This is a genomic window from Paenibacillus sp. FSL L8-0708 (assembly GCF_038009325.1).
GTDB lineage: Bacteria > Bacillota > Bacilli > Paenibacillales > Paenibacillaceae > Paenibacillus_AQ > Paenibacillus_AQ odorifer.
On record NZ_JBBPBC010000001.1, the window covers coordinates 3,627,846 to 3,654,579 of the forward strand.

Annotated in this window: 24 protein-coding genes; 20 read left to right on the forward strand and 4 right to left on the reverse strand. The window is 41.6% G+C overall.

What is annotated here, in order from left to right:
- Positions 1–70 precede the first annotated feature (70 nt).
- The 5 genes from NYE58_RS17410 (at position 71) to NYE58_RS17430 (ending at position 4,801) form a co-directional block, all read left to right on the forward strand.
- Positions 71–1,459, forward strand: coding sequence for a serine hydrolase domain-containing protein (locus NYE58_RS17410; RefSeq protein ID WP_076275687.1), 1,389 nt, complete (start codon positions 71–73; stop codon positions 1,457–1,459).
- Position 1,460: 1 nt separating this feature from the next.
- Positions 1,461–2,150: a hypothetical protein gene (locus NYE58_RS17415; RefSeq protein WP_076275686.1), complete on the forward strand. Its 690-nt coding sequence runs from the start codon at positions 1,461–1,463 to the stop codon at positions 2,148–2,150.
- 76 nt (positions 2,151–2,226) lie between these two features.
- Positions 2,227–3,309 carry a CHAP domain-containing protein gene (locus NYE58_RS17420; protein WP_256718898.1) on the forward strand — a complete coding sequence of 361 codons (1,083 nt, stop codon included), beginning with the start codon at positions 2,227–2,229 and terminating at the stop codon, positions 3,307–3,309.
- Positions 3,310–3,601: 292 nt separating this feature from the next.
- A complete protein-coding gene (locus NYE58_RS17425) occupies positions 3,602–4,000 on the forward strand; it encodes an RrF2 family transcriptional regulator (protein WP_036678138.1) in 399 nt (132 codons plus the stop codon).
- Between the two features lie 108 nt (positions 4,001–4,108).
- Positions 4,109–4,801 (forward strand): class I SAM-dependent methyltransferase, encoded by a 693-nt coding sequence (locus tag NYE58_RS17430; RefSeq protein WP_076275684.1) that lies wholly within the window; start codon positions 4,109–4,111, stop codon positions 4,799–4,801.
- Between the two features lie 336 nt (positions 4,802–5,137).
- On the opposite strand, the gene NYE58_RS17435 is transcribed toward NYE58_RS17430, so the two are convergent.
- A complete protein-coding gene (locus tag NYE58_RS17435) occupies positions 5,138–6,046 on the reverse strand; it encodes an aldo/keto reductase (protein ID WP_248548207.1) in 909 nt (302 codons plus the stop codon).
- Positions 6,047–6,207: 161 nt separating this feature from the next.
- Here NYE58_RS17435 and msrA point away from each other — a divergent pair, with 161 nt between their 5' ends.
- The 4 genes from msrA to NYE58_RS17455 all read left to right on the forward strand — a co-directional run bounded on the left by msrA (position 6,208) and on the right by NYE58_RS17455 (position 10,286).
- The gene (gene msrA / locus NYE58_RS17440; protein WP_076219097.1) at positions 6,208–6,720 is read left to right on the forward strand and encodes a peptide-methionine (S)-S-oxide reductase MsrA; all 513 of its coding nucleotides are present in this window, start codon (positions 6,208–6,210) and stop codon (positions 6,718–6,720) included.
- 169 nt (positions 6,721–6,889) lie between these two features.
- Positions 6,890–8,080: a cell wall-binding repeat-containing protein gene (locus NYE58_RS17445; protein ID WP_341002474.1), complete on the forward strand. Its 1,191-nt coding sequence runs from the start codon at positions 6,890–6,892 to the stop codon at positions 8,078–8,080.
- A 98-nt stretch (positions 8,081–8,178) separates the two neighbouring features.
- Positions 8,179–8,886 carry a response regulator transcription factor gene (locus NYE58_RS17450; protein WP_341002475.1) on the forward strand — a complete coding sequence of 236 codons (708 nt, stop codon included), beginning with the start codon at positions 8,179–8,181 and terminating at the stop codon, positions 8,884–8,886.
- Complete coding sequence (locus NYE58_RS17455) at positions 8,883–10,286, forward strand: sensor histidine kinase (protein WP_341002476.1); 1,404 nt, start codon at positions 8,883–8,885, stop codon at positions 10,284–10,286. The genes NYE58_RS17450 and NYE58_RS17455 overlap by 4 nt, the downstream gene beginning before the upstream one ends.
- Positions 10,287–10,340: 54 nt before the next feature.
- Here the strand turns inward: NYE58_RS17455 and NYE58_RS17460 are convergent, their stop codons facing one another.
- Positions 10,341–10,889, reverse strand: a complete 549-nt coding sequence (locus tag NYE58_RS17460) for a PadR family transcriptional regulator (RefSeq protein ID WP_076185873.1) — start codon at positions 10,887–10,889, stop codon at positions 10,341–10,343.
- A 153-nt stretch (positions 10,890–11,042) separates the two neighbouring features.
- Between NYE58_RS17460 and NYE58_RS17465 the strand changes: the two genes are divergently transcribed.
- Positions 11,043–12,491, forward strand: coding sequence for an MDR family MFS transporter (locus NYE58_RS17465; RefSeq protein WP_341002477.1), 1,449 nt, complete (start codon positions 11,043–11,045; stop codon positions 12,489–12,491).
- A 78-nt stretch (positions 12,492–12,569) separates the two neighbouring features.
- On the opposite strand, the gene NYE58_RS17470 is transcribed toward NYE58_RS17465, so the two are convergent.
- On the reverse strand, positions 12,570–13,064 hold the full coding sequence (locus tag NYE58_RS17470; protein ID WP_341002478.1) for a DUF6803 family protein: 495 nt from the start codon (positions 13,062–13,064) through the stop codon (positions 12,570–12,572).
- A gap of 129 nt (positions 13,065–13,193) precedes the next feature.
- On the opposite strand from NYE58_RS17470, the gene NYE58_RS17475 reads away from it, so the two are divergent.
- Both NYE58_RS17475 and NYE58_RS17480 read left to right on the forward strand, forming a co-directional pair.
- Positions 13,194–13,874, forward strand: coding sequence for an HAD family hydrolase (locus NYE58_RS17475; RefSeq protein ID WP_076185867.1), 681 nt, complete (start codon positions 13,194–13,196; stop codon positions 13,872–13,874).
- Between the two features lie 5 nt (positions 13,875–13,879).
- The gene (locus tag NYE58_RS17480; RefSeq protein WP_256717450.1) at positions 13,880–14,467 is read left to right on the forward strand and encodes a GNAT family N-acetyltransferase; all 588 of its coding nucleotides are present in this window, start codon (positions 13,880–13,882) and stop codon (positions 14,465–14,467) included.
- Positions 14,468–15,153: 686 nt separating this feature from the next.
- Here NYE58_RS17480 and NYE58_RS17485 read toward each other — a convergent pair.
- On the reverse strand, positions 15,154–16,206 hold the full coding sequence (locus NYE58_RS17485; protein WP_076129368.1) for a 2,3-butanediol dehydrogenase: 1,053 nt from the start codon (positions 16,204–16,206) through the stop codon (positions 15,154–15,156).
- A gap of 315 nt (positions 16,207–16,521) precedes the next feature.
- Between NYE58_RS17485 and NYE58_RS17490 the strand changes: the two genes are divergently transcribed.
- The 8 genes from NYE58_RS17490 (at position 16,522) to NYE58_RS17525 (ending at position 26,728) form a co-directional block, all read left to right on the forward strand.
- On the forward strand, positions 16,522–17,544 hold the full coding sequence (locus NYE58_RS17490; protein WP_076194230.1) for a LacI family DNA-binding transcriptional regulator: 1,023 nt from the start codon (positions 16,522–16,524) through the stop codon (positions 17,542–17,544).
- A 112-nt stretch (positions 17,545–17,656) separates the two neighbouring features.
- Complete coding sequence (gene cysK / locus NYE58_RS17495; RefSeq protein ID WP_076129370.1) at positions 17,657–18,589, forward strand: cysteine synthase A; 933 nt, start codon at positions 17,657–17,659, stop codon at positions 18,587–18,589.
- 968 nt (positions 18,590–19,557) lie between these two features.
- Positions 19,558–21,087, forward strand: coding sequence for a TPM domain-containing protein (locus tag NYE58_RS17500; protein WP_341002479.1), 1,530 nt, complete (start codon positions 19,558–19,560; stop codon positions 21,085–21,087).
- Between the two features lie 174 nt (positions 21,088–21,261).
- Positions 21,262–22,389, forward strand: coding sequence for a phosphodiester glycosidase family protein (locus NYE58_RS17505; protein ID WP_341002480.1), 1,128 nt, complete (start codon positions 21,262–21,264; stop codon positions 22,387–22,389).
- Positions 22,390–22,509: 120 nt separating this feature from the next.
- A complete protein-coding gene (locus NYE58_RS17510; RefSeq protein ID WP_076105621.1) occupies positions 22,510–23,442 on the forward strand; it encodes a LysR family transcriptional regulator in 933 nt (310 codons plus the stop codon).
- A gap of 16 nt (positions 23,443–23,458) precedes the next feature.
- Positions 23,459–24,574, forward strand: a complete 1,116-nt coding sequence (locus NYE58_RS17515; protein ID WP_341002481.1) for a 5-methyltetrahydropteroyltriglutamate--homocysteine S-methyltransferase — start codon at positions 23,459–23,461, stop codon at positions 24,572–24,574.
- A 139-nt stretch (positions 24,575–24,713) separates the two neighbouring features.
- Positions 24,714–25,841, forward strand: a complete 1,128-nt coding sequence (locus tag NYE58_RS17520; protein WP_341002482.1) for a 5-methyltetrahydropteroyltriglutamate--homocysteine S-methyltransferase — start codon at positions 24,714–24,716, stop codon at positions 25,839–25,841.
- A 164-nt stretch (positions 25,842–26,005) separates the two neighbouring features.
- Positions 26,006–26,728, forward strand: coding sequence for a YebC/PmpR family DNA-binding transcriptional regulator (locus NYE58_RS17525; protein ID WP_036678376.1), 723 nt, complete (start codon positions 26,006–26,008; stop codon positions 26,726–26,728).
- Positions 26,729–26,734: the final 6 nt, after the last annotated feature.

The following is a 26,734-nucleotide window of genomic DNA, read 5'->3' on the forward strand; positions in this document are numbered from 1 at the left end:
CTGACACGAGACTTAGTGCTCTACCTGAGAATTATTAAAAACTCAAAATATAACGACAAGCGAGGTTTAAATGGATAATCCAGAGAATTTGACCCAAGCGCTGTCTAAGTTTTATGAAGAACTTGAACGATCTGATTTACCGGTTAATACTTTTATGCTATTGCGTAAGGGAGAAGTTATTACCGAGTTTTATCGTCAACCGTACCGCAAAAACGTTCCCCAGGTTTTATTTTCTCTAAGTAAGAGCTTTACATCTATTGCAGCAGGCATAGCATGGGATAACGGTTATTTTGAATTAACGGATAAAGTGGTTTCTTTTTTCCCGGATCAGCTTCCTAGCTCAATTTCACCTAATTTAGAGAAGATGACGATACATCATCTTCTTTCCATGAATACAGGACATAACAATAATATATATGGTGCGATAGCCAAGCAAAATGATTGGGTTCGTGCCTTTTTAGCTTTGGACGTAGAAGATGAACCGGGAAGTTATTACAATTACAATACACACGCCACTTATATGGTTTCGGCTATTATCGAAAAGACGACTGGAGAAAATCTTGTTGATTTTCTAATGCCAAGATTATTTGCCCCGTTGGACATAGAAAGACCGGAATGGGAGACTTGCCCGTTAGGAATTGTTGCTGGTGGAATGGGACTAAGCATACCAACAGATGGAATCGCGAAATTTGGCCAGATGCTCCTCAATCAAGGGGTTTACAATAGTCGTAGAATTGTTTCGAAAGATTATTTAAAGCTGGCGCTAAATGAACAAAGCGATAATCGTTGGGGACAAAATAAGGCTGACTGGTCAAACGGATATGGTTATCAGTTCTTTATGTGCAGGAATGGATGTAAGATGGGGAATGGAGCTTTTGGTCAATTGTGTTTCATTGATCCGAGTCAAGAGATTGTGATTGCTGCAACTTCAAGTTTTACCGAGATGAAGAAGTTACAGGATTTTTTAGATATCATATATGCAAATTTACTGAACTTTGATTGGCCAACGGTTGCATCTAACATTATTAAACCTCCTACATTTACCTCCTTAGTAGACAGGATAGTTAAAGTAGATTATAGATCGTATGGTGGAACCTATATCTTTGAAGACAATAAGCATAAAATCAAAGAATTAACATTGAAGTTTGAAGATGAGCACCTTAGTTTTTCTTTACTTTACGACGATCATTTAGATGAATTTCCGTTCGATTTTTCAAGGACTACCCATGCAAAAAGTTTATTTATTAAAGACTTATCCCTTAGTGAGCAGGAAGTTTGTACATCTGCAAGCTGGCAATATGATGATTCCAAATTAATCCTCACGGTATATTACATTGAAACCCCTTACGTAGTTGATTACACCTTGAGCTTTAGCGGTAAAAAAATTGAACTGTATATGCATAGGAATCTTTCCTTGGAGGTTAGAGAAGACATAACTGTTATTGGTTGGGAGGGATGAAATGACCAAGGGTAAAGCTTGGATAACTGTTTTATTTTTGCTGTTTTCATTAGTTTTTGTGGGAATCACACATCAGGGAACTATGTTGGGGGATTACCTCTTCAGAACTATTGGAATTCCACCTTGGAGCGAGCCTGCGACAAACCATGGTTTACATTATTCAGCAATATTCGGGATCATTTTGTTAATTTTCAGTGGGAATTTAACTATAATGCACTTTAAGCAGCGCTATAAAAAATATGTAGGCAGAACGGTTATTCTTTTTTTTATAATTTTTTATTATTTGTATCCATTTCTAACAGAACGATTGTATTATCTTGTGAATATGAACAATGATGGAATTGAAGTTGTGGATTTCCTGGAAAAAGATTCGCACTGTATGTACGGTACTCAAGAGGATATTGTGCAGGTTCAATGTACAATCAGGCTAATCAACTATGGCGGGCAAAATGAAACCATTAAGATTCGTCCAATTTTTCGAGAGTATGTTAATCCTCAAGGGATCTGGTCATTCGCAGAGGTTCAGCCGCAAGAAATCACCTTGTTACCAAGATCTAATATTAGACATCACATTTATTTTGAGAGTAAGCCTGATGCTCGGATCGCTGAATTCGGGGCGGACGGTAATACCGATTATTTTGGTGTGGAGTTCGTCAAGGATGGACAGAAAAAGGTAGTCTTTAGGGAATGAATTGATAAAAATAAATATGTGAGTTATTTGCTTTAATATTATTACAGCTGAGTAGTAACGGAAGGGAAGGTTTCCAGTGACTCAACGCCTGATAACAAAAGTAAACCAGCGCCTTGATAGTGTGCGTGTGCTTGTTCAAGATATGATCATGTCTATAGGTAGCGAACAACGGAAACAGGAAGCGTGTGTTCATCTGTACGGAGTGTCTAGTTTCGCTTCATTGCTTGCCATGAAAAGAGAACAAAATCAGGAATTGGCAGCCATTATAGGACTGCTTCATAATTATTATTTCTTCAAAACCGGAGTCAAGGAATTTCCAGGTCCCAACAGTGCTGATACCGTAAGGCCTTTATTAAAAGACTTGAATATGTTTACCAAAGAAGAGCTGACTCAAATTCTAAAGGCAATCTTCCATCAAGGGGACAGGAATAAAGTTCAGGGTCCCTATGAAGAGATTCTAAAGGATGCTCAAGTTCTACAATTACACTTGCAGAATAGGGGATGTAATGTAACACTACAGGACACGAATAGGCTTCGGAATGTACTTCGTGAAATGACGATTCCAGAGGATTTTTTGGAAGAGATAGATTACAGCAGCGGGGCTGAAGTTCTCCAGCCTACGGATAAACGTGGCAAGTTAGCTAATATTGCTGAAGCATTTGGAAAAGAAAACATTGTTGGAATACCAGGAAACGAACGATATCGAAAAATCTGTAAATATTGGCCTGACCAAGGGATTTATAAAGTATTACAAAACAATTGGTGCGCAGCATTTGTATATTACTGCTGTATGCAAGCTGGATTTCTGCTGCCGATTCGATATCCGAATGCTGATTTTCGATTAGCTGGCGTAGGGGCTTGGTTAGAGTGGGCGCAACTACCTGAGACCGCATTTTTTTATTTTGACGGGCAAGAGGGGTTTACTCCTCAGCGTGGTGATATTGTGATTTATGAAAAATTGCTAACTAATGACCCTCACGATCATACAGGTATTGTTTTAGCATGCGATGACAAGGAGATCTTAGTTGCTGAAGGAAATAGGGATAATCAGAATTATTCCAGTGTTTTCTACAGAGATCGCTGGCATTGCGTATATGGCTATATCCGTATCGCTAATGACTATGAATTTGAGTTTAGTGGTGAGTATACTCCAATTTAGTTGAGGGGAGTTCATTCGGATGATCCCAGTTAAGAATATTATGGCTGAGTATTTATTAATGTCTAACCCTAATTTTGAATTATTTTCAGAACAAGCTCTGGAAAAAAAATACGCTGCAACAGCAAAAACATCTATATAAAACTCCGGTTTTTATCGTTACTTTTGAAAGGAAAAATGAGCCAGCTTGGGACAAAGGTTCTTGAGCTTCTTCTCTTTTAAAAAGCGAACAAACTTGCCTTTTAGCAATGTTAGAGTTATCATAGATTTCTAAAGTCGTTAATGGAGGTGCTGAATGAAATATTCCCAAGCGACAGATTATGCACTTCATGCAATGCTCTATATGGTGACGGTGGCGTCTGATAAGCCGGTGGGTGTTCAATTGCTTGCTGAGAAGTTAGGTGTTTCCCAAACCTATCTGTCCAAAATGATGACTAAGCTAGTGAAGGCTGGATTGATTCAATCTGCACCTGGTGCTAATGGTGGTTATCGTCTCAGACGCAAGTCGGAAGAAATCTCTTTTTTGGATATTATCCATGCAATCGAAGGAACGGCTTCCTTTTTTGAATGCAGTCTAGATCACGGAAGTGAGTGTCTGATTCAACAGGTTGTGATTGACGCTGAGCGACAGATGGAGCAGTACTTAGAGAACACGAAAATTGCAGATTTGGCAAAAACGATGAAGACGGAGTAAAGATCCGTTCTTTTTTCGGGGTTATTAGAGATAATATAAATCCGTAATGACTTTAATGTGGGTTTTGATACTAAAATATGAAGTTTAAAACAATGGAGGATGATTACAATGACTGAAGAGCAAAAATTAAATGCCAAGAGGGCAACCTATGAAAAAACCACTCATATTTCGATTCCCTCTTATGATTCATTATTTTCGATGATCCAATCTTATTTTCGCTTCGAGTTAGGTGACATCCCTGTATCTATGCTCGTGGTCGGTGCGGGCGGAGGAAATGAATTTTCGGCATGGGGGCCATCTAACCCAAACTGGACATTTACTGGAGTGGATCCTTCGGAAGATATGCTTAAGATCGCGAAATTAAAGATAGATGAACTGGGCTTAGAGAGCCGTGTCAGTCTGATTCCTGGGACAATCGATGATCTTCCTCAGCAGGACTCAAAGTTCGATGTGGCAAGTTGTATTTTGGTCCTTCATTTCATCCATGATGTTCAAGAAAAATTGAAATTACTTCGCTCCATAAAGGATAATCTGAAACCGGGTGCTCCATTTGTTCTCGTAAGTGCATATGGAGATTTGGATGATCCTGAACTCCACGACAGAATAAACGTATGGAAAAGCTTTTGGGTTGCAGGATATGAATCTCCCGAAGCGTTTGATAATGTAAGTAGCAATATTACAAAAATTTCTTTCCTTCCTGAAAAACAAATTGAAGAGTTATTGAAAGAATCAGGCTTCACAAGAATCACTCGATTTTATTCTACTGGAATTATGGCAGGCTGGATGTGTCACGCGGAGTGACTTGAATACTTTCGGACCCAGATGACGTTATTTGTATATATTTAGGCGTTGGAGCATGATTTCGGACTCCAGTGCTGCTATTCCTTAAATAGAGGATGATATATGGTGATTATCATGCTCATAGCGGCTATGGAGTCCGCGAGCACCCTTAATATAGGAAAAAGTAGCGTATAAGGTCAACTGTGTCCTATAGTGCGATTCATAAGTGTGATTAGTACTTAATTAAACCAAGTTTAAGGATTAGATCAGCGATCAGGTAGCTTCAAAAAGGAGGGGATGCCCAACAGCCATTGTATGGCTATGGACACCCCATTGTTTTTAACGAAAGTGACTAATCTATACATGAAGCTTGTAACGATTTGCTTTGCTTATCCGCTGAATGTCTGCAAGTTCCTCCGAAGTGAGTGGAGCTACATCAGCAGCCATTACATTGCTTTTTAATTGCTCCAGACTGCTTGCCCCAGGAATAATAACGGCTACAGATGGATTAGCTAGTGGATAATGAAGCGCTGTTTGTGCAAGATTGCGAGAGTCACTAGTTTCCTGCGAAAGCTGATCATGCAAATTCAGAAGTTCCTCACTACTGTAATCTAAGTAATTCTTCTCCGCCTTGCTGCGACCACGCTCTGACAGTATGCCCCCTGCTAAAGGTCCGCGTGCAATCATGCTAATTCCATGCTTAGCTAGCAGAGGAAGGATTTCTTCCTCAGGACGTCGATCTAAAATGCTATATTGGCTCATAACACTTACGATATTTGATTTTTTCACATATTCTCTAATTACATTAGGACGAATAGAAGAGATCCCATAATAGCGGATAAGACCCTCTTGCTTAAGTTCTTCAAAAGCTTCAATCGTTTCGTCAATTGGATCTTCAATAGTGCCGCCATGCAGCTGGTATAGATCGATGTAATCGGTTTGCAGCCGTTTAAGACTATCTTTGACTGCATTTTTAATATAGGCTTTTGAAGGGTCCCAGCTCCAGCCTTCTTGGCCGGGAATTCTGCGGTTGCCAACTTTTGTGGTCAGGATTACATCCTGTCGACGTTGACGAATGGCTTTGCCAATAATTTCTTCATTACGGCCCTCATCATAAAGATCTGCTGTATCAACAAAATTGATTCCTTGATCGAGTGCTTCATGAACAATGGAAATGGCTTTCGCCTCATCCGTACCCAAAGACATACAGCCAAGTCCTATCTCACTAACATACAAATCAGATTGTCCTAAACGATTTTTTCTCATAGCGCATTCCTTTCTACTTCTGTTGTTGTTATATTATAACGTTTTGGAGAATTGAATTCTAATGGTGCTTCGGACTTCCATTGACTTTATGATCTTTTGGCTTTATCGTCATAGCATATATTCTTAATTAGATGAAGATAGATAGGGAGAGATTGGATCATATGGAACAAGCGATGTTTGCAGGCGGATGTTTTTGGTGCATGGTGACACCGTTTGAGGAATTACCAGGCATTCATGGAATTGTATCGGGATATGCGGGAGGGATAACTGAGAATCCAACCTACGAAGAAGTCAAAACCGGAACAACGGGGCATTACGAGGTTGTGCAGATTACGTTTGATCCAGCGCTTTTTTCATACGAGAAGCTGCTTGAATTATATTGGCCTCAGATTGACCCTACCGATGATGGTGGGCAATTTCAGGATCGAGGAACTCAGTACCGGACAGCGATCTTCTATTATAATGAAGAACAGCGTTTAGCAGCTCTTGCCTCGAAGGAACAGGTTGCGGGCAGTGGCAGATTCTCCGGTCCAGTCATTACGGAAATTCTTCCGGCGCCAACTTTTTATCGTGCAGAAGAGTATCATCAGGATTATCATCATAAGAATCCCAAGCACTACAAAGAAGATCGGGAGCAATCCGGTCGGGATACTTTTATCGCTAAACACTGGTAAGTGTTGAAAAAACTTTAAACCAAGAGCATCCTGAGTCATTCATGGCTTACGGGATGCTCTTTTTGCATTATATACAAATTTTATTTATTTTAAATTCTACATACTTTCCACACATTTGTAGACTAAACTACTCTAAATCAAGCGAGAACATCACACAGGAGGGTTTAGGATGAAAAATATCATACCATTTGTTGCCGTTAGTTTGCTTTTGAGTACAGTGTTAACAAGCTGCCAATCAGGCAATAATGTTCCATCAAAGGTTAATTCGCAAGCTAGTTCTGCAACGGTGGAGCAACCATGGATAGCTACGAAGAATACTACTCGTATTAACACTTCAGATCCGATTCAAGCCGCAGTGTTAGTTTCTCAGACTTTATGGACTGCGCAAACAAAGAATAATAGACCTTCAAGTGTAGTTTTGACGGATGTGAGTAATTGGCAGATCGCCGCAGTTAGTGCAGATTTGATTCATCATCCCAGTAATGGGCCTGTACTGTATACCACAAAAGAAGGGGTTCCTGAGGTTACTCTCGCTGAACTTAAGCGACTGAATCCAATAGGCGCTGAAGGCAATAAAGGGGTTCAGGTAGTGCTTGTTGGGCTTATGGCATCCAATGTCGAACAACAATTAAAGGCCATTGATTTAAAAGTAGACCGGATAGAAGGGGATGAGCCAGCGGCAGTAGCTCAGGCTATAGATACTTATTACGCCAAAGCAGCGGGTGAACTTCCAAAGTCGGTCATTATTGGTTCTATGGATAGCCCTGAGTACACGTTGCCAGCAGTGAATTGGATCGCACATATGCCTGAACCTCTTCTCTTTGTAACCAAAGACGAAATTCCTAATTCAACGGTCGAGGCTTTAAAAGAACGTGGAGGTAGCGCAACCATTTACATCCTCGGACCAGAAGACATTGTCTCAGCAGATGTAGAAAAGCAATTAAAAGAATACGGAACAGTTACCCGTATAGCTGGAGAAGATGTTTTTAAGAACGCTATAGCTTTTGCAAGTTTTAAGGATGCCAATAACGGATTCGGCTGGGGAATCACTACACCCGGTCATAACCTGTCTTTGTTAACCACGGATTCTACGATGCTCGCTATCGCCGCTGCGCCTTTTTCCCATTTGGGGAAACATGCGCCGCTTGTTTTTACGGAAAAAGACGGGCTGCCAGATTCAGTAATGGAGTATATGATGGAGCTTCAACCTAAATTTCAAGATTCACCAGCAGAAGGTCCTTACAATCATGCTTGGATAACTGGAGATAACCCTACAATAAATGAGCGAGCACAAAGTGAAATTGATGACATGCTAGAAATCTCACCTGTTGCAGGAGGCAATCCGCATTCCGGCCACTAACCATCATCACAGGCTGGCATCATTTAGGGATGATGTCGGCTTGTTCTGTGTTTTTTTTGTATAATGAGAAGAACTAGGTCATAAAGAGGGTGAACGGCTTGAATAAGCTACAGATACTGATCGTAGATGATGAATGGAACATGCGGAATTTATTGCGGATTTATTTAAGTAAAGAAGGGATGTCTACCAAAGAGGCGTCAACGGGTCATGAGGCACTCCAACTGTTGAAACAACACAGCTTTGACCTAATCTTGCTGGATGTGATGATGCCGGATATGGATGGCTGGCAGGTCTGCAAGCTGGTGAGGGAGTCAAGCTCTATCCCAATTCTAATGCTAACCGCACGTTCTGAAACCAAGGATAAGGTACGTGGTCTCGGTATAGGTGCAGATGATTATCTTACTAAACCGTTTGAGCCGGAAGAATTAGTGGCTAGGATTTATTCTCTGCTGCGGCGTTCAACACTTACTTTTGTTCAACAACCTCAGGAAAAGGTGCTCACATACCCTGATTTTAAAATATACCCAGAAGCTAGGGAGGTACATATTCAGGATACATCCATAGAATTCACGCTCAAGGAGTTTGATCTACTGGCCACTTTGGCGCAAAACACTACCCGGGTTTTTACGAGAGAAGAACTGGTGGAGCGATTATGGGGGAATAATTATGAGGGGGAGAATCGTGTTATTGACACTCATATTAAGAATATCCGCGAGAAACTACATAAAGGAGGCCTAGCCTATAATCCGGTTCAGACGGTGTGGGGATTAGGTTATAAATTTCATGCTCCCGGTAATCAGGTATGAAAAATAACATCATTGGACTTAAGCTTGGTTTTGTTATAATGTCTGTTTTTGTAGTTGTTTTGCTTGTCCTTGGAGTTACTATAGACCGGATGTTTACAAGCTTCTATTACAACGAGATGCAAAAAGAGACGGAGGAACTCACCTCACATTTTATTGGAATGGCGGAATCGCAGGATAGTTCAAATGAGCAGATGATGAGTACTTTTGCAGAATTTTCGGATGTCAGTATCTTTAATATCTCGAAGGATGGCCATGTGATACTCCACTCGGGTGTACATGATCGTTCGGATCGTTCATTCATCCATGCTTCGGATGTTAGTAGGATTTTTGCTGGGAAAAGTGTTGATTTTGAGTATAAAGATCCTGCTGGACATTCTTATTTTATCATTGGAAAACCAATAATGGAGGGGGATACAACTCAGTCTGCACTTTATGTAATGTCCTCTACAGAGAGTATGAAGCAATCTTTGGCTTCCATCCGGAACCTCCTGCTGATTGCAGGAATAGGGGCTTTTATATTGGCTTTAGGGATCACTGGTGTGATCGCCATGATTTTGTCCAGACCTCTGATCAAGATGCAAAAGGCAACCCGGAAAATCGCGGCTGGCGAGCTGGAAACGAGACTGTCTATACGTAGTAACGATGAGATTGGTTTTTTGGCTGCGGCCATAAATGATCTGGCTGTCGATCTGCAACGATACAGGGATACAAGGCAGGAATTTCTGGCAAATATCTCACATGAGCTGAGAACGCCCATTACATATTTGGAGGGGTACACCAAGGTTATAAAAGATGGGCTTTACGAGACCGAGGGGGAAAGGGATCTATACTTGGATATCATTCATCAGGAAGCACATCGGCTCCAGCATCTGGTGGATGATTTATTTGAACTGGCAAAGATGGAGGAAGGAAAGGTTACACTTACCCAAGAGTGGATCGATCTCAGTCAGCTAGCGGAACAAGCCGTGCGCAGAGTTGAACTGAAAGCAAAAGAGAAGGGATTACAGCTGAAGCTTCAGCTTAGCGGAGATGCGTATATGATCCGTGGAGATCAAAAACGTATGGAACAGATTATTATGAACCTTCTGGAAAATGCAATTCGTTATACGGATGAAGGCGAGATTATTGTTCATGTGGAATTTACAGCGGATGCTGCAACTCTAATAGTTGAAGATACAGGAATAGGTATTCCTGAGGAAGAGCTTCCCTATATCTTTGAGCGTTTCTACCGGGTAGAGAAATCACGTTCAAGACAATACGGTGGTTCAGGTCTGGGACTTTCCATTGTTAAAAAGCTGGTGGAATTGCATGGAGGCAAGATTCGAATGATGAGTCAGCCTGGAGCGGGTACTCGTTGCGAGGTGCAACTATTGAATTTATCTAAATCCGAATACATGTAAGTAAAAAGAGACTTCCGATACAAAATGAGGTCTCTTTTTTGCTTGTTTATAATGTTATTGATTCGACTCAAGCTCTTCAAGTGCCCATTCGCAGAATTGTATAGAGCTCTCCATATCAAGCACGCGTTTGCGGATCAGTAAATAACGTCCAAAAGTGGTGGCTTTTAACTCACGAGTCTCACCGCGTTCATCACGCAAGACTTCGTTTGCTTTGAGCAAAACCTTGTATCGCTCCAGCTCACTTTTACAAAACTCTGCACGTTTTAGCAATAGGTCCTTGGCTTCTTTCGGGTTGGATAGCCATAAGCTATACAGCTTAAAATGCAGCTCATCCCGCAGCACCGGAGGCTCTGCAGTAGTTTCCACCCATTGCCGCAATTGTTCCAGTCCTGCTTTCGTAATGGAGTATTCTTTTTTATCCGGTTTGTCGGTCTGTTCAATGAGCTTAAAGGTGATATAACCTTGCTGCTCCATGCTCATTAATAGAGGGTAGATTTGACTATGTCCAGCACGCCAGAGCGGCTTGATATTCTGAGTTAATTCATATCCAGACAATGAGTTAGCGCTAAGTAAAGCTAGAAGTCCATAAGACAGTGTATTCATTACTATAAAGCCCTCCAGTTATTATAAATCCGTTTTCATTGAATTTTTCGGGGATATGTCATCATTGACATATTGATCATACGATTATAACATTATTCAAGTCACCTTATATATGTAAAAGTAGACATATAAAAAATAATGAGGAGGGGAAGCATGGAAGAAAATCAAGCAAGCAAAATACATTTTTGGCCGATCATGATTGCCATATTCTTCGGGAATTTCGTCTCTGTCTTAAGTACAACGACGATCAACATTGCTGTTCCTCTTTTAATGGATCATTTCAATACGAGTCTGAACACCATGCAATGGATGGTCACCGGTTTTATGCTGGCGACAGGAGTAACCGCACCACTCGCGGGATATCTCGGAGGAAGATTCAGCTACAAAAGGCTTTATCTTTTCGCCTTGATGGGATTCACCATGTTCTCTTTGTTTTGTGCTTTGGCATGGGATCCAACATCATTAATTGTATTTCGGATGCTTCAGGGTTCGTGCAGCGGTCTCATCATGGCTTGTACGATGACCATCATATTTCAAGTAATACCGGGAGAACGCAGACCTTTTGCAGTAAGCCTCTGGTCGTTATCCGCGATGGTCGCGCCAGCCATAGGACCAACGTTTAGCGGGTGGCTGCTCCAATATGCCAGCTGGCATTGGTTATTTTTAATTAACATCCCTATTGGAATCATAGCTGTTATTCTAACCCTAACGTTAATTCCATATTATCGAATGAATATTCCGAAGTCATTTGATATTCCTGGTTTCCTTACCGTTGTCCTCGGTAGTTTATCATTATTAACTGCATTTAGCCAAGGCAATAGCTGGGGATGGACTTCGTGGAAAACCTTATCGTTAATTCTTTTGGGAGTTGTGTTGTTAGTTTTGTTTGTTTTGCGCGAGCTGAAGGCGGAGGTACCTCTGCTGAATTTGCGTGTATTCCGTAATCGCCGTTTTACCGCCATGCTTAGTATCTATAGTTTAGTTACGATTGCGATGTATGCCGGAACCTATTTAACCCCTTTGTTCTTACAAAAGGTAGAAGGGGCTACAACGCTTAAAACAGGGCTGATTTTATTGCCGTCCTCAATCCTCCTTGCCTTATTGAGTCCAATCGTAGGTAAGCTGTATCCAAAGTTCGGACCTGTGAAGTTGATTTCTGCGGGTATTTTATTTATATTCATCGGCTTATTCATGCTTAGTCGGCTGCAAACGAACATATCTTATAGCTTTATTATGTGGGCGATGGTCGTTCGTAATCTCGGCATTGGACTAGCCAATGTTCCAAGCAGTACAGCCTCAATGGAGGAAATTCCTGTCGAATGGTCTGGACATGCTACGTCGATCAACAACTGGGTCCGCAATGTGTTAAGCTCACTTGGGATTGCAGTATTCACCTCCCTGCTGTCGAGTAGATCCTTACTCCACTCTAAAGAGTTGATCAGCTCCGGTGCAAGTAATACAGATTCGATACGTTTGCTATCGTTCACGATGGGTGTGAATGATGTTTTTGTGGTAGGTTCCATTATTGTTTTGTTTGGATTTCCACTGATGTTTTTATTACGCAAGAAGCGTACTGTGGTAACTGTACAAAACGCAGGATGACCGGTACGATACAAAAAGCAGATCAAGGTTTTATCCTTGATCTGCTTTTTGTCTTAGATTACGTTTTGTTAATAAACTTTAATGCATCATATCGCCCATTCCACCCATACTCCCTACAATTTCCGGATTAATCATCCCAAATATCATCGCGATATGCGCCACGACCAAGAATCCACTAATAAGCAGAAAATGCAGCTTCATCTTATGCTCTTCCGATCGTTTACGGGCAATCAGACCAAGATCTAACAAAGCCAGTGGCAATAAGAAGAGTACTCCGCTTAAATAGAAGCCCACGGCTACGATATCAACCCATGTGTGCCATTCCCCATTCACAGACAAAGGAATAAACGTAGTTGGGAACAAGTAGAGGAATACACCTGTGAAATATATCCCTGCGAGTATGCTGCAGACTTTGTTGAAGGATCGTAGTGGGCCTGTTAGATTCTTGGTGAACAAAATAATAAACTCTGTAATGGTAATCGTCTCAGCAAAAATCACGGGGATGGCCATGAATATAATCAAATTCCAAGGCTGGTTGTCCGCTAGCAAAGACATGTAATGCGTCATGTTCATAAGATACTCCTCCGATAATATGTAATAGCTTCAGTTACTTATCGTATTCGAGAAGTATGTGGAAAGTATGTGGAAACGAAGGTATGATAAATATATGCAATAATAACAGTCGAGGGGAGCAAGACAACCGTGGGAAGAGGATTACAAAACATTTTATTTGATTTAGATGGTACTTTAACAGACCCCAAAGAAGGCATCACCAAAAGCGTAGAATACGCTTTGAACAAATTTGATATACAGATCGAGCATTTGGATGAGCTTCTTCCTTACATAGGTCCTCCGTTATATGATTCATTTATCGAGCTGCACCATTTCACTGAGGAACAAGCGCTTCAAGCGGTTGCTTTTTACCGGGAGCGTTACAGTGCCACGGGATTATTTGAGAATATGGTGATTGAAGGTATACCCCAATTGCTGGAGGGACTTAAGACGAATGGATACTCATTGTATGTAGCAACCTCCAAACCGACTGTTTTTGCAGCACAGATTCTTGAGCATTATAAGCTCGATCATTATTTCAAACATATCGGAGGAAGTAATCTGGACGGTACCCGTTCTAAGAAGCAAGAGGTTATTCAGTACGTGCTTGATGAGAATGACATACATCCAGAGGAAGCGGTAATGATAGGAGATCGTAAGCATGATATCATCGGTGCTATTGGCTGTGGTGTCGAATCTATTGGAGTGACTTTTGGTTATGGTCCCAAGGAAGAGCTTGAACAAGCCGGAGCAGACCATATCGCCTTTCGTGTGGAAGAAATTGCAGATATCATTCAGCATATTTCATTGAGAGAACGGTGCACCAAATGAGTGTTATGAATACTGAAATACTTGACGGGAAATCGATTAAGCTGGTTCCAATAGATGAAAGTCATGCAGAAGGATTGGCGAGAGTGTTAAGAAATCCAGACATCTGGGAATTTACCTGGCGAAAAATAACGTCGGACGAGCAGGTGCAAGGATTAATCTCAACAGCTTTAGCGAATCAAAAGAACGGTTCACAAATTACCTTTACTATCATTGATAAAGCAACGGAGCGAATTATCGGAACCACTCGTATTATGCATCCGGATTTGGTTCATCGTAACGCTGAAATTGGATGTACCTGGATCTCACCAGACTATTGGAGAACTAGTGTGAACACAGAAGGCAAGTCGCTGCTCCTACACTATTGTTTTGAAGAACTAAAGCTGATCCGCGTAGAATTTACAGTGGTCGCGAACAACTTGAGGTCACAAAAAGCAGTAGAACGAATAGGGGCGGTTAAAGAAGGGGTTCTGCGCAAGCATAGAATCAAGTCTGACGGATCGATTCATGATAATGTGGTCTTTAGCATATTGGATACCGAATGGCCTGCTGTAAAAGAGAATATGCATTATTTGATAAATGATAAATACGCATAAGTATAAATGAAGCAAACAAACGGGCTAGGGGCCGTTCCATAGGGAGCTACACTTCATCTATAATTGAGGAATCAGAGTGGTGACGGAAGCAATTTGTTAAAGCAGAGTGAGCGTTTAATTGTATTTTGTACAACTATAATTCCTTAATTGATCGGGGCATAGATATAACTGTATTTAGTACATCTATATTCCTCATTTAATTTCTTATAGGTGGATTTTCAGGGTTTTAATTGTACAGAATACAATTAAAACAAGAATAGTTACTTTTGCACACGGAATAAGTGTACAGAATACAGTTATTTCACATTTACCCTATATCACTCTCCATTATCTCATTCGAATCCTTTAAATTAGGTGCTAGAAGTATAACAAGAGGGAAGCCACCGGAAGCTACGTTCTGTCTGAAAGGATTTCTTCAAGGCATCAGACTTGCAACTCCTGCTTAGTGAGGATGAATATACTTGGTGGATCAGCGGATGATTAAGCGAGTTAAGCCAGAGCGTATAAGGATTTGCCCATAAATTTGCTTAAACACCCCCCACAGATCAAAAACACCAGGCAGTGATACTCCAATCCCGGAGAATCGCTGCCTGGTTTTTTTTAATAACAGAGACCGCTACAAATTCTAGAAAGAGCTGCTTGGAGCAGCGCCTTCTTTTATGATTCAGCCAATAGGCTGCTTATGGTTATTGTTTAGGACTTACAAGGATTTTCACTTGATTTTTTTCTTTCAAAAGAGCCTCAAACCCGTGATCAATCACTTCATTCAGTTTAATTCTCTTAGTAACAAGTTTTTCAGCAGGGAAGTACCCTTGTTCCATCAAGCTAATTACAGCGGGGAAAACATCACGGTAACCAATGATACCAGTTAAGTTGCGTTCTTTAAGTACGATATTGTTTGGAGTAATCGTAGCATCTTTTTCGAAAATACTAACGATCATGATTTGTCCACTCAATTTAGTGGAATTAATGGCTTGGGTTAGAACGGGAGGTACGCCTGTCACTTCAAACGCAACATCTACGCCACCATCGGTACGTTTTTGAATTTCTTCGACCACATCATATTGTTTAGGATCGATTACAATACCACCAAGCTCTTCAGCTTTACTCTTACGTTCCTCGGAAAGTTCTACTACATAGATTTCAGCAGCGCCGGATGCTTTCAAAGCTTCAATGACCAGCAAACCGATTGGGCCAGCACCGAATACTACAGCTTTATCTCCAACCTTCAGTTGACTGGAACGAACAGCGTGTAGAGCAACGGCAGAAGGTTCCACCAGAGCACCTTGTTCATAGGATAAGCTGTCTGGAATTTTGTGCACCATATGTTGGTCTGCTGCGACGTATTCTGAGAATCCACCGCCACCACCAGCCAAACCTAGGAAGCCCATTTTTTCACAAAGATTATATTTACCTTGTCGACAAGCCACACATTCACCACATGCGAAAACAGGCTCGACGACGACGCGATCACCAACATTAAACTTGCTAACGCCTTGACCTACTTCTACGATTTGTCCAGAGAATTCATGTCCCATTACGACTGGAGCTTTTTCACCAGTAAGGGGATGATCTGTTCCTTGGGGAATGAAAATAGGGCCGGCTACATATTCGTGAAGATCGCTGCCACAAATTCCGCACCATTCGATTTTGATTTTCACTTTTCCTTCAAGGGCTGCTGGTTCTTCAATCGTTTCTAACCGTAGATCTTTGACGTTATGCCATCTTAATGCTTGCATATCATTCATCTCCTAGATTAATAATTGATAATAAATAGTGTTTTATTTCTGAAAAAGAGGAAACGTTTCCGAGAACAAATATGTCACATAATTTTCATATTGTCAAATTTAAATAATGAAAATATTAATATTGAAAATTAGTGAAATATTTCACTAAAACAGAGTTATATCAAGCCTTTAGGCTCACATTAGTCGTTGAGATAAGTATTCTTCTATGTACTATTATGTTATAATCTATACATTGGAATTTTGATTTTAGATGAGTGGAATAGAGATAAATACGAAAACGATTCCGGAAATAAGGGGACTATCAGAGTGGCTAATAAAAACAAAGTAACCATAGAGGATGTAGCGAAACGGGCGGGGGTAGGTATTGCTACTGTCTCAAGAGCCATTAATAATTCAGAGGGAATTAGTTCCAAGACCAAGGCGCTGGTACTGCAAGTGATTGAGGAGATGGGTTTCACTCCAAATACCTCTGCGCAAAGCCTCAAAATCCGCCAAACGAAGCAAATTGCTCTGGCCGTTCCTGACATTCGCAACGCAATTATTCCGGATATCGCCTGGTCCGTCGAGCAAGCCGCCAAACAACATAGCTATCGGGTAATCCAGATTAATACTTCTGGCAACCCGCGGACTGAGCTCGAAACAATCCGTGAGGTCAAAAAATTACATGTAGATGGACTCATTATCATGCCTCTTGCTTATCCAAAGACCATGGTAGAGTTAATTAATAAATCGAGTGTTCCGGTCTCTATCATTAACTACGGGAAAAGAATCACAGAAAATGTGAAAGCTGACATCGTTAGTTTGTCACGTTTTGAAGGACAATTAGTGATGGAGCATTTAATCAATATCGGTCGTACTAGGATTGCATATGCAGGGGCACAAAAAGATCTTATTGAAGATCGTTATCTTGCTTATCAGCAAGCTTTAAATCAAGTGGATATTTCGCTTGTATATTTTGGCGAAGACTTTTCCTTGCAAACTGGACTACAAGCCGCTGACTATTTCTACAGCCTGACGCATATGCCAGACGCTATTTATGCAGTGAATGACATGGTGGCCATAGGTATTGTGAATCGGTTTAAAGAATTAGGCGTACGTGTTCCAGAAGATGTGGCGGTGGTTGGGGTAGATAATAACGCATGGACAACTATCACAACGCCTCAGATTAGTTCAGTTTCCATCATGGGGAATGAAGTGGCACGATTAGCCACACAGCTTCTTTTGCAACGTATTCAGGATAATATTACCGGGGAGTATCAAAGGGTGCAGCTTGATCCGCGATTAATCGTGCGAGAGTCAAGTGTTTCGGTTAGACGTAGTACGAATTAAAGGCCTCAAGTTTGCGACTACTAAGAATGAATAGGTTGTAAATCCTTTAAATCCTGCTAGACTTAATACAGAGTAATTTGATTGGAAATTAAGAAATGAGGTGCGGATCATTATGGCTAATATTTATAAGAGCTTAACCGATCTGATCGGAAATACACCGTTATTAGAGATTTCAAAGTATAGTAAAACCCAAAACGTAGAAGCTAGGGTTCTTGCCAAGCTGGAATCTTTTAATCCAGCAGGTAGTGTTAAGGATCGTATTGGGTATGCAATGATCAAAGATGCGGAAGAGAGAGGTCTCATTAATAAAGATTCTGTCATTATTGAGCCTACTAGTGGAAACACTGGGATAGGACTTGCTTTTGCAGCTGCTAGCTTAGGGTATTCACTGATCATCGTCCTACCAGATACATTTAGTATTGAACGCCGTAAATTAATGCTGGCATTAGGTGCTGAGCTTGTGTTAACACCGGGAACTGAAGGAATGAGCGGAGCTGTAAGAAAGGCAGAACAATTAGCTGCGGAAATTCCAAATTCATTTATTCCCCAACAATTCAGCAATCCTGCGAACCCGGAAATACACAGAACGACTACAGCAGAGGAGATTTGGCGGGATACCGATGGAGATGTTGATATTTTCATAGCGGGTGTTGGTTCTGGAGGCACTATCTCGGGTGTTGGGAAAGCGTTGAAAGAAAAGAACCCCGCAGTCCAAATTGTCGCCATCGAGCCGTTTGACTCTCCTGTTTTATCAGGAGGCCGTCCTAAGGGACATGGGATTCAGGGCATTGGAGCAAACTTTATTCCTGAGAATTACGATAATGAAGTAGTGGATGAGATTTTTCAGGTGAAAAATGATGATGCCTATAGCGTATCACGTGCTCTTGCGCGAACAGAAGGATTGCTGGTGGGTATCTCCTCCGGAGCAGCTGTTTACGCAGCTACACAAATCGCTAAGCGTCCTGAGAATAAGGACAAGACCATCGTGGTGATTCTGCCGGATACCGGTGAACGTTACTTAACCACTACGCTGTTTGATTTTTAACGGAACATGAGCGCTAGATCCAAGGAATTGGCTTTAAAAAGCAAGCAAAAGGTTCAGCTATAGGCTGAGCCTTTTTGTTGTTGGAGTATTGGCTGTATATCTCCAGATAACGGGTACCTCAAGTAACTAAGTAGTTTAAGGGGGATCCCAATCTCCCATTATTACACGTAACTAAGAAGTTCAAGGGGGATTCCAAATCTCCCATTTTGTATAGTAGCCAAGGAAGTTCAGTGTGTTACGGACCGTATTGCAGCTATTTCGCCATTTAATCTCATTTTGCTGCGTTATCGGACTGTATGGCACTTATTGGCCAACTTTTGTGGATAAACAGTGTGGTTTTGAGTAAATAGCTGCAACTGAGTCCGATAGCCTGCCGCAAACGCTCAAATAAACAGAATAACGTCTCCTGAGTCCGATCCATCGGAGAAAAGTATGTTATCCAGTAGCAGGATTCCAAAACTCCAATGTTCCTCAAGTAGCTTAGGAAGTTTAAGGGGGATTCCAAGCCCCCCATTATCTCAAGTAGCCAAGGAATTTTAGTGTGTTACGGACCGTATTGCAGCAATTTCGCCTTTTTAGCTCATTTTGCTGCGTTATCGGACTGTATAGCACTTATTGGCCAACATTTGTGGATAAACAGTGTGGTTTTGAGTAAATACCTGCAACTGAGTCCGATAGCCTGCCGCAAACGCTCAAATAAACAGAATAACGTCTCCTGAGTCCGATGAATCGGCGAAAAGTGTGTTATCAAGCAGGGGATTCCAAAACTCCAATGCTCTTGAGTTTGATCCATCAACACAACACGATGATTGCCCCTAAAGCGACTTGCACGCCTCAAATCACCCGCCTCACAAACTCTAACCGTTTTTTCCTGTTGTGTAATTTCCAGTTTAGAATAAAATGGAACTATTCCGCTAACCGCGCGTAACCGATAAATAAGAGAGATAATGATAGATCAGGAGGTACATATGAACACGAGAACTCTAAAAATACTGCTACATACCACACTTGCTGCCTTATTGTTAAGTGTATTGCTTTTGCCGGCCGTAAGTTTAGCCAAAACTGCTGTACCTAAGCATACAGGGTCATTTTATGTGAATGATTTTGCGAATGTGATTGACGAGAAAGCAGAGAATTACATGGTGAACTACGGTATTCGATTACATCAGGCTACTGGAGCTCAAGTTGTGCTTGTAACTGTCGATTCTACTGAAGGGGTTTCGATGGAAGAGTATGCAAAATCGCTTTTCAATAGCTGGGGTGTGGGGGCTGCGGATAAAAATAACGGTCTGCTGCTGCTCCTTTCTATAAAAGATGATGATTATTGGGCGGTACAAGGTAAAGGTATAGAGGAATCATTGCCTAACAGTAAGATTAAAGAGATTCTTTCACAATATCTTGAGCCGGATTTCGCAGCTAAAACATACAGTAATGGTGCTAGGAAGACGTATGGAGCTTTTATTCAAGCTATGGGCGGCACTTGGGCAGAAAATGTTGGCACCAAAAATTACGTATCCGATAATGCGGGTGTGCTCAAAAAAGTAACTAAAGACTATCTGAACGATTCCAACAACAGATATAAAACAACAACCGGAAGTGGAATTTATGTGGTCACCGTAAAAAATGCTGGAGATAAAACATTGCAGGACTATACCTATATGAAGTTTGCTTCGGTAGGTGCGGGTCCTAAGGATGTTATGCTGGTATTGGACATAGGCGGAGACAACTATCATGTTCTACAAGGCAAGGATATCGACAAGGTTTTAACCAATGAGGTTATTAGTAATATTTTAAATACCGTGCTTGAACCCCAATTTGTGAAAAAAGATTACGGTACGGGAGCTACAACGACAGTTAATTCGTTCTACAGTTTCTTGTTAGCTAGAGCGGATCATCCGCAAGGAGTCACTGGAAACAACGGAAACAATGTTAATCCTGGAACTACAACGAATTCTGGTACTTCCTCTACTACAGCTACAAGTGGAGGTGAGGCGGTTAGTAAAAGCAAGGCTTTTCTAATTTTCTCAGCGATTTTGGGTTCGCTTATCTTATTTGGATTTACTGCTTCACGACGCAATAGATATATAGAAATGTATGGTTTGCCATTTAATCCATATAGCCAAAGGAATATACGCCGTTATGGTCCTTGGCATGGTCAAGCGGATTACGGTTATGGCAGACGCTGGCACAGACGTTATTATCATCACCACCATAGGAATACAAACAATTCGCAATCAAGTTTCTGGGGAAACAGTGGTGGCGGAGGCTCTACTAACGGTGGCGGTGCAGGACGGTATTCCTCAAGCAACGAGAACCATGGTGGTGGAGGTTCCAGCAGTGGTGGAGGAGCAGGAAGACATTCTTCAAGCTCATCTAGCCGCAGCTACTCAGATGATGATGATAGAGGCTCATCAGGTGGTGGCGGTTATTCCGGCGGTGGTGGCTCATCAGGCGGCGGCGGTAGCGCTAGCAGCGGCGGTGGAGTAGGAAGACATTAGATTTTGTTTAGCTTTAGATGAGCAGGTAGCCAAGATATTGGAAACCTGCTCTTTTTTGTTTTTGAAATGATGACTATTACTCAAATAGAAACTTTTAACGAAAATCATCGTCTATGATAAGGACGAGTTGTACATATTATCAAATTAGTAAAATTTAGGGAGGAATACTCAGAAGTGAGCACTTCATCATTACCTCAACGTTCCAATGCACGCAATAAGAAACCTGTAAAGAAACCAATAAAAAAGCGGAAGAAACGAAGTTTTTTTCGCACCTTATCCAAAGTTTTTTTATTCTGCTTATTCTTAATGATCGCTGCTGGTGGATGGCTTTATTTTGCACCCTCGGCTCAGAACTTACGTTATACAATCGCAGATACGCTAATTACAACACAACATCGCTATATGGCTAAATATATTATAGGTGAAGATCAACTGAAGGAACGGGTAACCGAATATACCGCCCGTTTTGAAGAGATGGGGGACGAAATAGATACACATACGATCGCTCCCGAACCTGAGGTGGTAGAGAAGCCGCTTGTCGAGATTGAGAATGTCTCAGGCAGTGGCTATACCGGATATATAATGATTGTTAATGATCCAACCAAAGTCCGACTAGGAATACCTAATAAGATTGGTTCAGGTGAAAAAGTAACCAGTATGGTGAAGCGTACAGGCGCTATCGCTGGAGTTAACGGTGGTGGGTTCGCTGATCCGAACTGGAAAGGGAACGGGTTTAAACCCATAGGAATTGTAGTCTCACAAGGTAAGTTATATTACAACGGTCTTGGCGGTAAAAAATCTACACAGATTGTTGGTCTTGATAAACAAGGAAAAATGGTTGCCGGGAATTATACGCTAGATGAGATTAGTAAAATGGGGGTTCAGGAGGCAGTTACTTTTAGTCCGCGGCTAATCGTCAATGGCAAAGGATTGATTAAGAATGCAGCGGAAGGTTGGGGGATTGCACCTAGAACAGCAATGGGTCAGCGGGCAGATGGCGCTATTATTTTTGTGGTAATTGACGGACGACAGCCTACTTATAGTATTGGAGCAAATCTCTATGATGTGCAGCAAATTTTGCTTAAGCATGGAGCTGTGATAGCGGCTAATCTGGATGGTGGATCTTCTACGGTACTAGTAAAAGATAATGAGATTATGAATAAACCCTCATCCCAATATGGTGAGCGGTATTTGCCTACAGCTTTTTTAGTTTTTGAGCATCCAGAACAGGTTGATATGCCAAATATCTGGAAAGGACTAGATCCTGCCAAGATTGATGCTGGGAAAAAGAGAACACAATAAGTACGCGTTATTGGGCACATAATAAGGATTATCTTGGAATGAGATGTGTATTTATGCTACGATATCAGCTAGTATGAAACAGAATGTAGTACGAATAGGTCTGGAACAGGGGGAATAGGAGTGACGTTGCAGCAGCTCCGCTACGCTATCGAAATTGCAAATAGTGGCTCCATGAATGAGGCGGCAAAGAAACTCTTTGTTTCTCAACCGAGCCTGTCCAACGCTATTAAAGAGCTTGAAAATGAACTTGGGATTACCATCTTTGAAAGGACGAACCGTGGAATCAGCATTTCTGTAGAAGGAATGGAATTTCTCGGATATGCCCGTCAAATCATTGAACAAACAGAGCTTATGGAGAATCGTTATACTGGGAAAAAGCGTAGCCCAATCTATTTTTCCATTTCGACTCAGCATTATGCTTTTGTGGTAGATGCTTTTGTGAGTCTCATGAAGCAAAGTGATGTCTCAGAGTACAACTTCAGCTTGAGAGAGACGCAAACCTACGACATCATCGAAGATGTGCGTACTCTACGTAGCGATTTGGGGATTCTTTATATTAACGAGAGCAACTATAAGCATATGAATAAGCTGTTCAGTGACGGTAATCTGAAATTCACGCCACTCTTTAATACTGACCCACATCTTTATGTTAGAACTGGACATCCGCTTGCCCAGAAGGAAAGGATCTCGCAGGACGATATCTTACCTTTTCCGTATATTACTTTTGAACAGGGTGAGAACAATTCACTTCACTTCTCGGAGGAAATGTTAAGTTTTTCTCAGATTGAGAAGAATATTAAAGTGAATGACCGGGCAACCTTGACCAATTTATTAATGGGCACGGACGGTTATACAGTGGGTACAGGAATCATGGCATCCGATCTGAACGGTAATGGACTGAAGACGATTCCATTTGAGAGTAATGAAGTATTCACGGTTGGTTGGATTGCGCATAAAGATCGTAGACCTAGTGTGATGGCATCCAAGTATATAGAAATCTTAAATGACTTGGTTTCCGGAAGTTATTTTGATCTAAATCATTTTTTACTATAGCTGTAGGAGGATCGGTATGATTAGACCCGTAACTGGCACCCAGAGAAATGCTCCACCCTTTCGCTATGATATCGTCGGCAGCTTCTTGCGTACGGAAGAGATTAAAGCAGCCCGCCTCCAATATGAGAATGGTGAAATTACAGGTAGTGAGCTTTATGAAATAGAGAATATTGAGATTGCTAAACTACTGGAATTAGAAAAGGAAGTAGGATTATTAGCAGTAACAGATGGTGAGTTTCGCCGTTCCTGGTGGCATCTTGATTTCTTTGTCGGAATTAAAGGAACTGAAAAGATTAACTTAAATCAAGGGAATGGAAGAGCGGAAACGGTTCAGCGTGCAGAATCATTCCGAATTGTTGACCGGATTTCCTTTGAAGATCATCCCATGCTACAGCAATTTATAAAGCTCAAGGAAATGGCGGGAGACCGGTTACCCAAAATGACGATCCCTTCACCTGCCCTATTTCACTTTGTGGAGGAGTTTAATGGAAATGAAGTTTACCCTGATAAGGAAACTCTATTTCAAGATATCATCGCGGTTTACCAAACTGCGATTCAAGCCTTTTACGATGCAGGCTGCCGTTATCTTCAGTTAGACGACACAACTTGGGGAACGCTGAGCAGTGGCCGACATCGCGCCCATTTACGCAGTAGAGGTACAGATCCCGATCAGTTAGCAAAGGATTACGTTAGGCTGATCAATGAGAGTATTGCGAATCGTCCGCATGATATGACCATCGCGCTGCACGTTTGCCGAGGTAATTTTCGCTCCACTTGGTTCGCTGCTGGCGGTTATGAGCCTGTTGCCGAGGTGCTTTTTTCCAATACAAAAGTTGATGCCTTTTTCTTGGAATATGATAATGAACGAGCTGGCGATTTCGAACCCTTACGATTTATTAAAGACCAATTTGTAGTGTTGGGATTAGTGACAACCAAACATGGGGGTCTGGAGAGTAAAGAGCAGCTTAAGGCAAGAATCGAAGAAGCCGCACAATATGTAGATATTGAGAAGCTGTGCCTAAGCCCTCAGTGTGGATTTGCTTCTACGGAGGAAGGAAATATTCTAACTGAAGATGAGCAGTGGGATAAAATACGCCTTGTGATCGAAACCGCCCGAGAGGTCTGGTTATAATTAAATAAGCTAATTTGGTGGCCTGCTATAGCGTAAGCTTATGGTAGGCCATAGTTTTTAGGAGTTACCCTGTCCTGATTGTACAGTGCTATAGTGAATTCAACAGAAAAGCACAGACAATAAAGGAGGACGAACCCCTATGAGTACCATCCAAAAAGGAAAACAAAGAACTGAAGTGCCATTCAGAGTAGATATCGTTGGCAGCTTCTTACGTCCGGAAACGATTAAGAGAGCTCGTGTCCAATATCAAAATAATGAAATCTCCGCTGATGAATTGCGCAAGGTTGAAGATACAGAGATTGCCAGAGTTGTGAAAAAACAAAAAGCGGTTGGATTAAAAGGTGTAACGGATGGAGAGTTCCGCCGCTCCTGGTGGCATTTAGATTTTATGTGGGGCCTTGAAGGGGTAACAAAGAAAGTCAGCCCAGTGGGCTACCTGTTTAATGGTGTAGAGACCAGAGCGGAAACTGCAGAATTATCCGGTAAAATCCGTGGGACTAGCCATCCAATGATCGCTGACTACAGACAATTGGTTAGCATAGCGGGAAATGATGTAGTAGCGCGCCAAACGATTCCTTCGCCAGCGCAGTTCCTTGCTGAACTTCAGCGCAATCAAAAGACTACTGTAGCTGTTTACGACAAGCAGGATGAACTTGTGGCTGATATTGCTGCAGCTTATCGTGAAGTTATTCGTGATTTCTATGAGGCAGGTTGCCGTAATCTGCAATTGGACGACTGCACATGGGGTATGCTTTGTGATAAAGGATATTGGGAAGCTCGTCAAAAAGAGGGTGTAGATGTTAACGAAATCGCTAAGTTATACGCATTTGTAAATAACGAAGCGATAAAAGATCACCCAGCAGATATGGTTATCACGATGCATGTATGCCGTGGGAACTACGCGTCCACTTGGGCAGCATCCGGCGGATACGAGCCTATCGCAGAAGTGTTATTTGGAACGGTGGATGTAGATGGTTTCTATCTGGAGTTCGATACGGATCGGGCCGGAGACTTTGCACCCCTTAGATTTATTAAAGATCAACAAGTAGTTTTAGGTTTGTTCAGTTCGAAGTCAGGTGAGCTTGAGAATAAAGAAGAAATCATTGGACGGATTAAAGAAGCTTCGCAATATGTGGATATCAATCAGTTGTGCCTGAGCCCACAATGTGGTTTTGCCTCTACGGAAGAAGGAAACCATCTGACAGATCAACAGCAATGGGATAAACTGCAGTTTATTAAAGAGATTGCAGATGAAATTTGGCAGTAATCTATAAAAAATTAGCAGGCTCCTGATTGAATCAGGGGCTTTTTCTATCTGTATTGTGACAGCTTAGAGGATTAACCTACTACTGCACTTTACTAGAGCTATCGAAGAAGGGTATAATAAGTAACAATTGTTTTTAATTCATGTTGAAAGAGAGCGGGAACAATATGGGTCGTAAGTGGAATAATATTAAAGAAAAGAAAGCTTCCAAAGACGCAAACACAAGTCGTGTTTATGCAAAGTTTGGTGTTGAGATTTATGTAGCAGCAAAGAAGGGCGAACCCGATCCAGAAGCGAACCGGGCCCTGAAAGTTGTATTAGAACGTGCAAAAACTTACAATGTACCAAAAGCGATCATTGACCGTGCGCTTGATAAGGCTAAAGGTAGCGCTGAAGAAAATTATGAAGAGCTTCGTTATGAAGGATTTGGACCTAGCGGTTCAATGATCATCGTTGATGCGCTAACAAATAACGTTAATCGGACAGCTCCATTGATCCGTTCAACCTTCAGTAAGAATGGCGGAAATATGGGTGTCAGCGGATCAGTAGCTTACATGTTTGACTCTACGGCCGTTATAGGTGTGGAAGGTAAAACTGCTGATGAAGTAATTGAAATGATGTTTGATGCAGAACTTGATGTACGCGATGTGCTGGAAGAGGATGATGCAGTTATTGTTTATGCAGAACCTGATCAGTTCAATGCAGTGCAAGAAGTATTCAAGAATGCAGGCATCACTGAATTCACTGTAGCTGAGTTAAATATGCTTCCACAAAACTATGTGGCACTCCCAGAAGATGCTCAAGCTCAATTCGAGAAATTGATTGATGCTTTGGAAGACCTGGAAGATGTTCAACAAGTGTATCATAACGTAGATTCAGAAGAAGAATAATTTAAG

Excerpts from the sequence above, each read along its gene's own strand:
- NYE58_RS17410 (WP_076275687.1), top strand. The coding sequence starts at position 71 with ATGGATAATCCAGAGAATTTGACCCAAGCGCTGTCTAAGTTTTATGAA.
- NYE58_RS17415 (WP_076275686.1), top strand. The coding sequence starts at position 1,461 with ATGACCAAGGGTAAAGCTTGGATAACTGTTTTATTTTTGCTGTTTTCA.
- NYE58_RS17425 (WP_036678138.1), top strand. The coding sequence starts at position 3,602 with ATGAAATATTCCCAAGCGACAGATTATGCACTTCATGCAATGCTCTAT.
- NYE58_RS17430 (WP_076275684.1), top strand. The coding sequence starts at position 4,109 with ATGACTGAAGAGCAAAAATTAAATGCCAAGAGGGCAACCTATGAAAAA.
- NYE58_RS17435 (WP_248548207.1), bottom strand. The coding sequence starts at position 6,046 with ATGAGAAAAAATCGTTTAGGACAATCTGATTTGTATGTTAGTGAGATA.
- msrA (WP_076219097.1), top strand. The coding sequence starts at position 6,208 with ATGGAACAAGCGATGTTTGCAGGCGGATGTTTTTGGTGCATGGTGACA.
- NYE58_RS17445 (WP_341002474.1), top strand. The coding sequence starts at position 6,890 with ATGAAAAATATCATACCATTTGTTGCCGTTAGTTTGCTTTTGAGTACA.
- NYE58_RS17455 (WP_341002476.1), top strand. The coding sequence starts at position 8,883 with ATGAAAAATAACATCATTGGACTTAAGCTTGGTTTTGTTATAATGTCT.
- NYE58_RS17460 (WP_076185873.1), bottom strand. The coding sequence starts at position 10,889 with ATGAATACACTGTCTTATGGACTTCTAGCTTTACTTAGCGCTAACTCA.
- NYE58_RS17465 (WP_341002477.1), top strand. The coding sequence starts at position 11,043 with ATGGAAGAAAATCAAGCAAGCAAAATACATTTTTGGCCGATCATGATT.
- NYE58_RS17470 (WP_341002478.1), bottom strand. The coding sequence starts at position 13,064 with ATGAACATGACGCATTACATGTCTTTGCTAGCGGACAACCAGCCTTGG.
- NYE58_RS17480 (WP_256717450.1), top strand. The coding sequence starts at position 13,880 with ATGAATACTGAAATACTTGACGGGAAATCGATTAAGCTGGTTCCAATA.
- NYE58_RS17485 (WP_076129368.1), bottom strand. The coding sequence starts at position 16,206 with ATGCAAGCATTAAGATGGCATAACGTCAAAGATCTACGGTTAGAAACG.
- cysK (WP_076129370.1), top strand. The coding sequence starts at position 17,657 with ATGGCTAATATTTATAAGAGCTTAACCGATCTGATCGGAAATACACCG.
- NYE58_RS17500 (WP_341002479.1), top strand. The coding sequence starts at position 19,558 with ATGAACACGAGAACTCTAAAAATACTGCTACATACCACACTTGCTGCC.
- NYE58_RS17515 (WP_341002481.1), top strand. The coding sequence starts at position 23,459 with ATGATTAGACCCGTAACTGGCACCCAGAGAAATGCTCCACCCTTTCGC.
- NYE58_RS17520 (WP_341002482.1), top strand. The coding sequence starts at position 24,714 with ATGAGTACCATCCAAAAAGGAAAACAAAGAACTGAAGTGCCATTCAGA.
- NYE58_RS17525 (WP_036678376.1), top strand. The coding sequence starts at position 26,006 with ATGGGTCGTAAGTGGAATAATATTAAAGAAAAGAAAGCTTCCAAAGAC.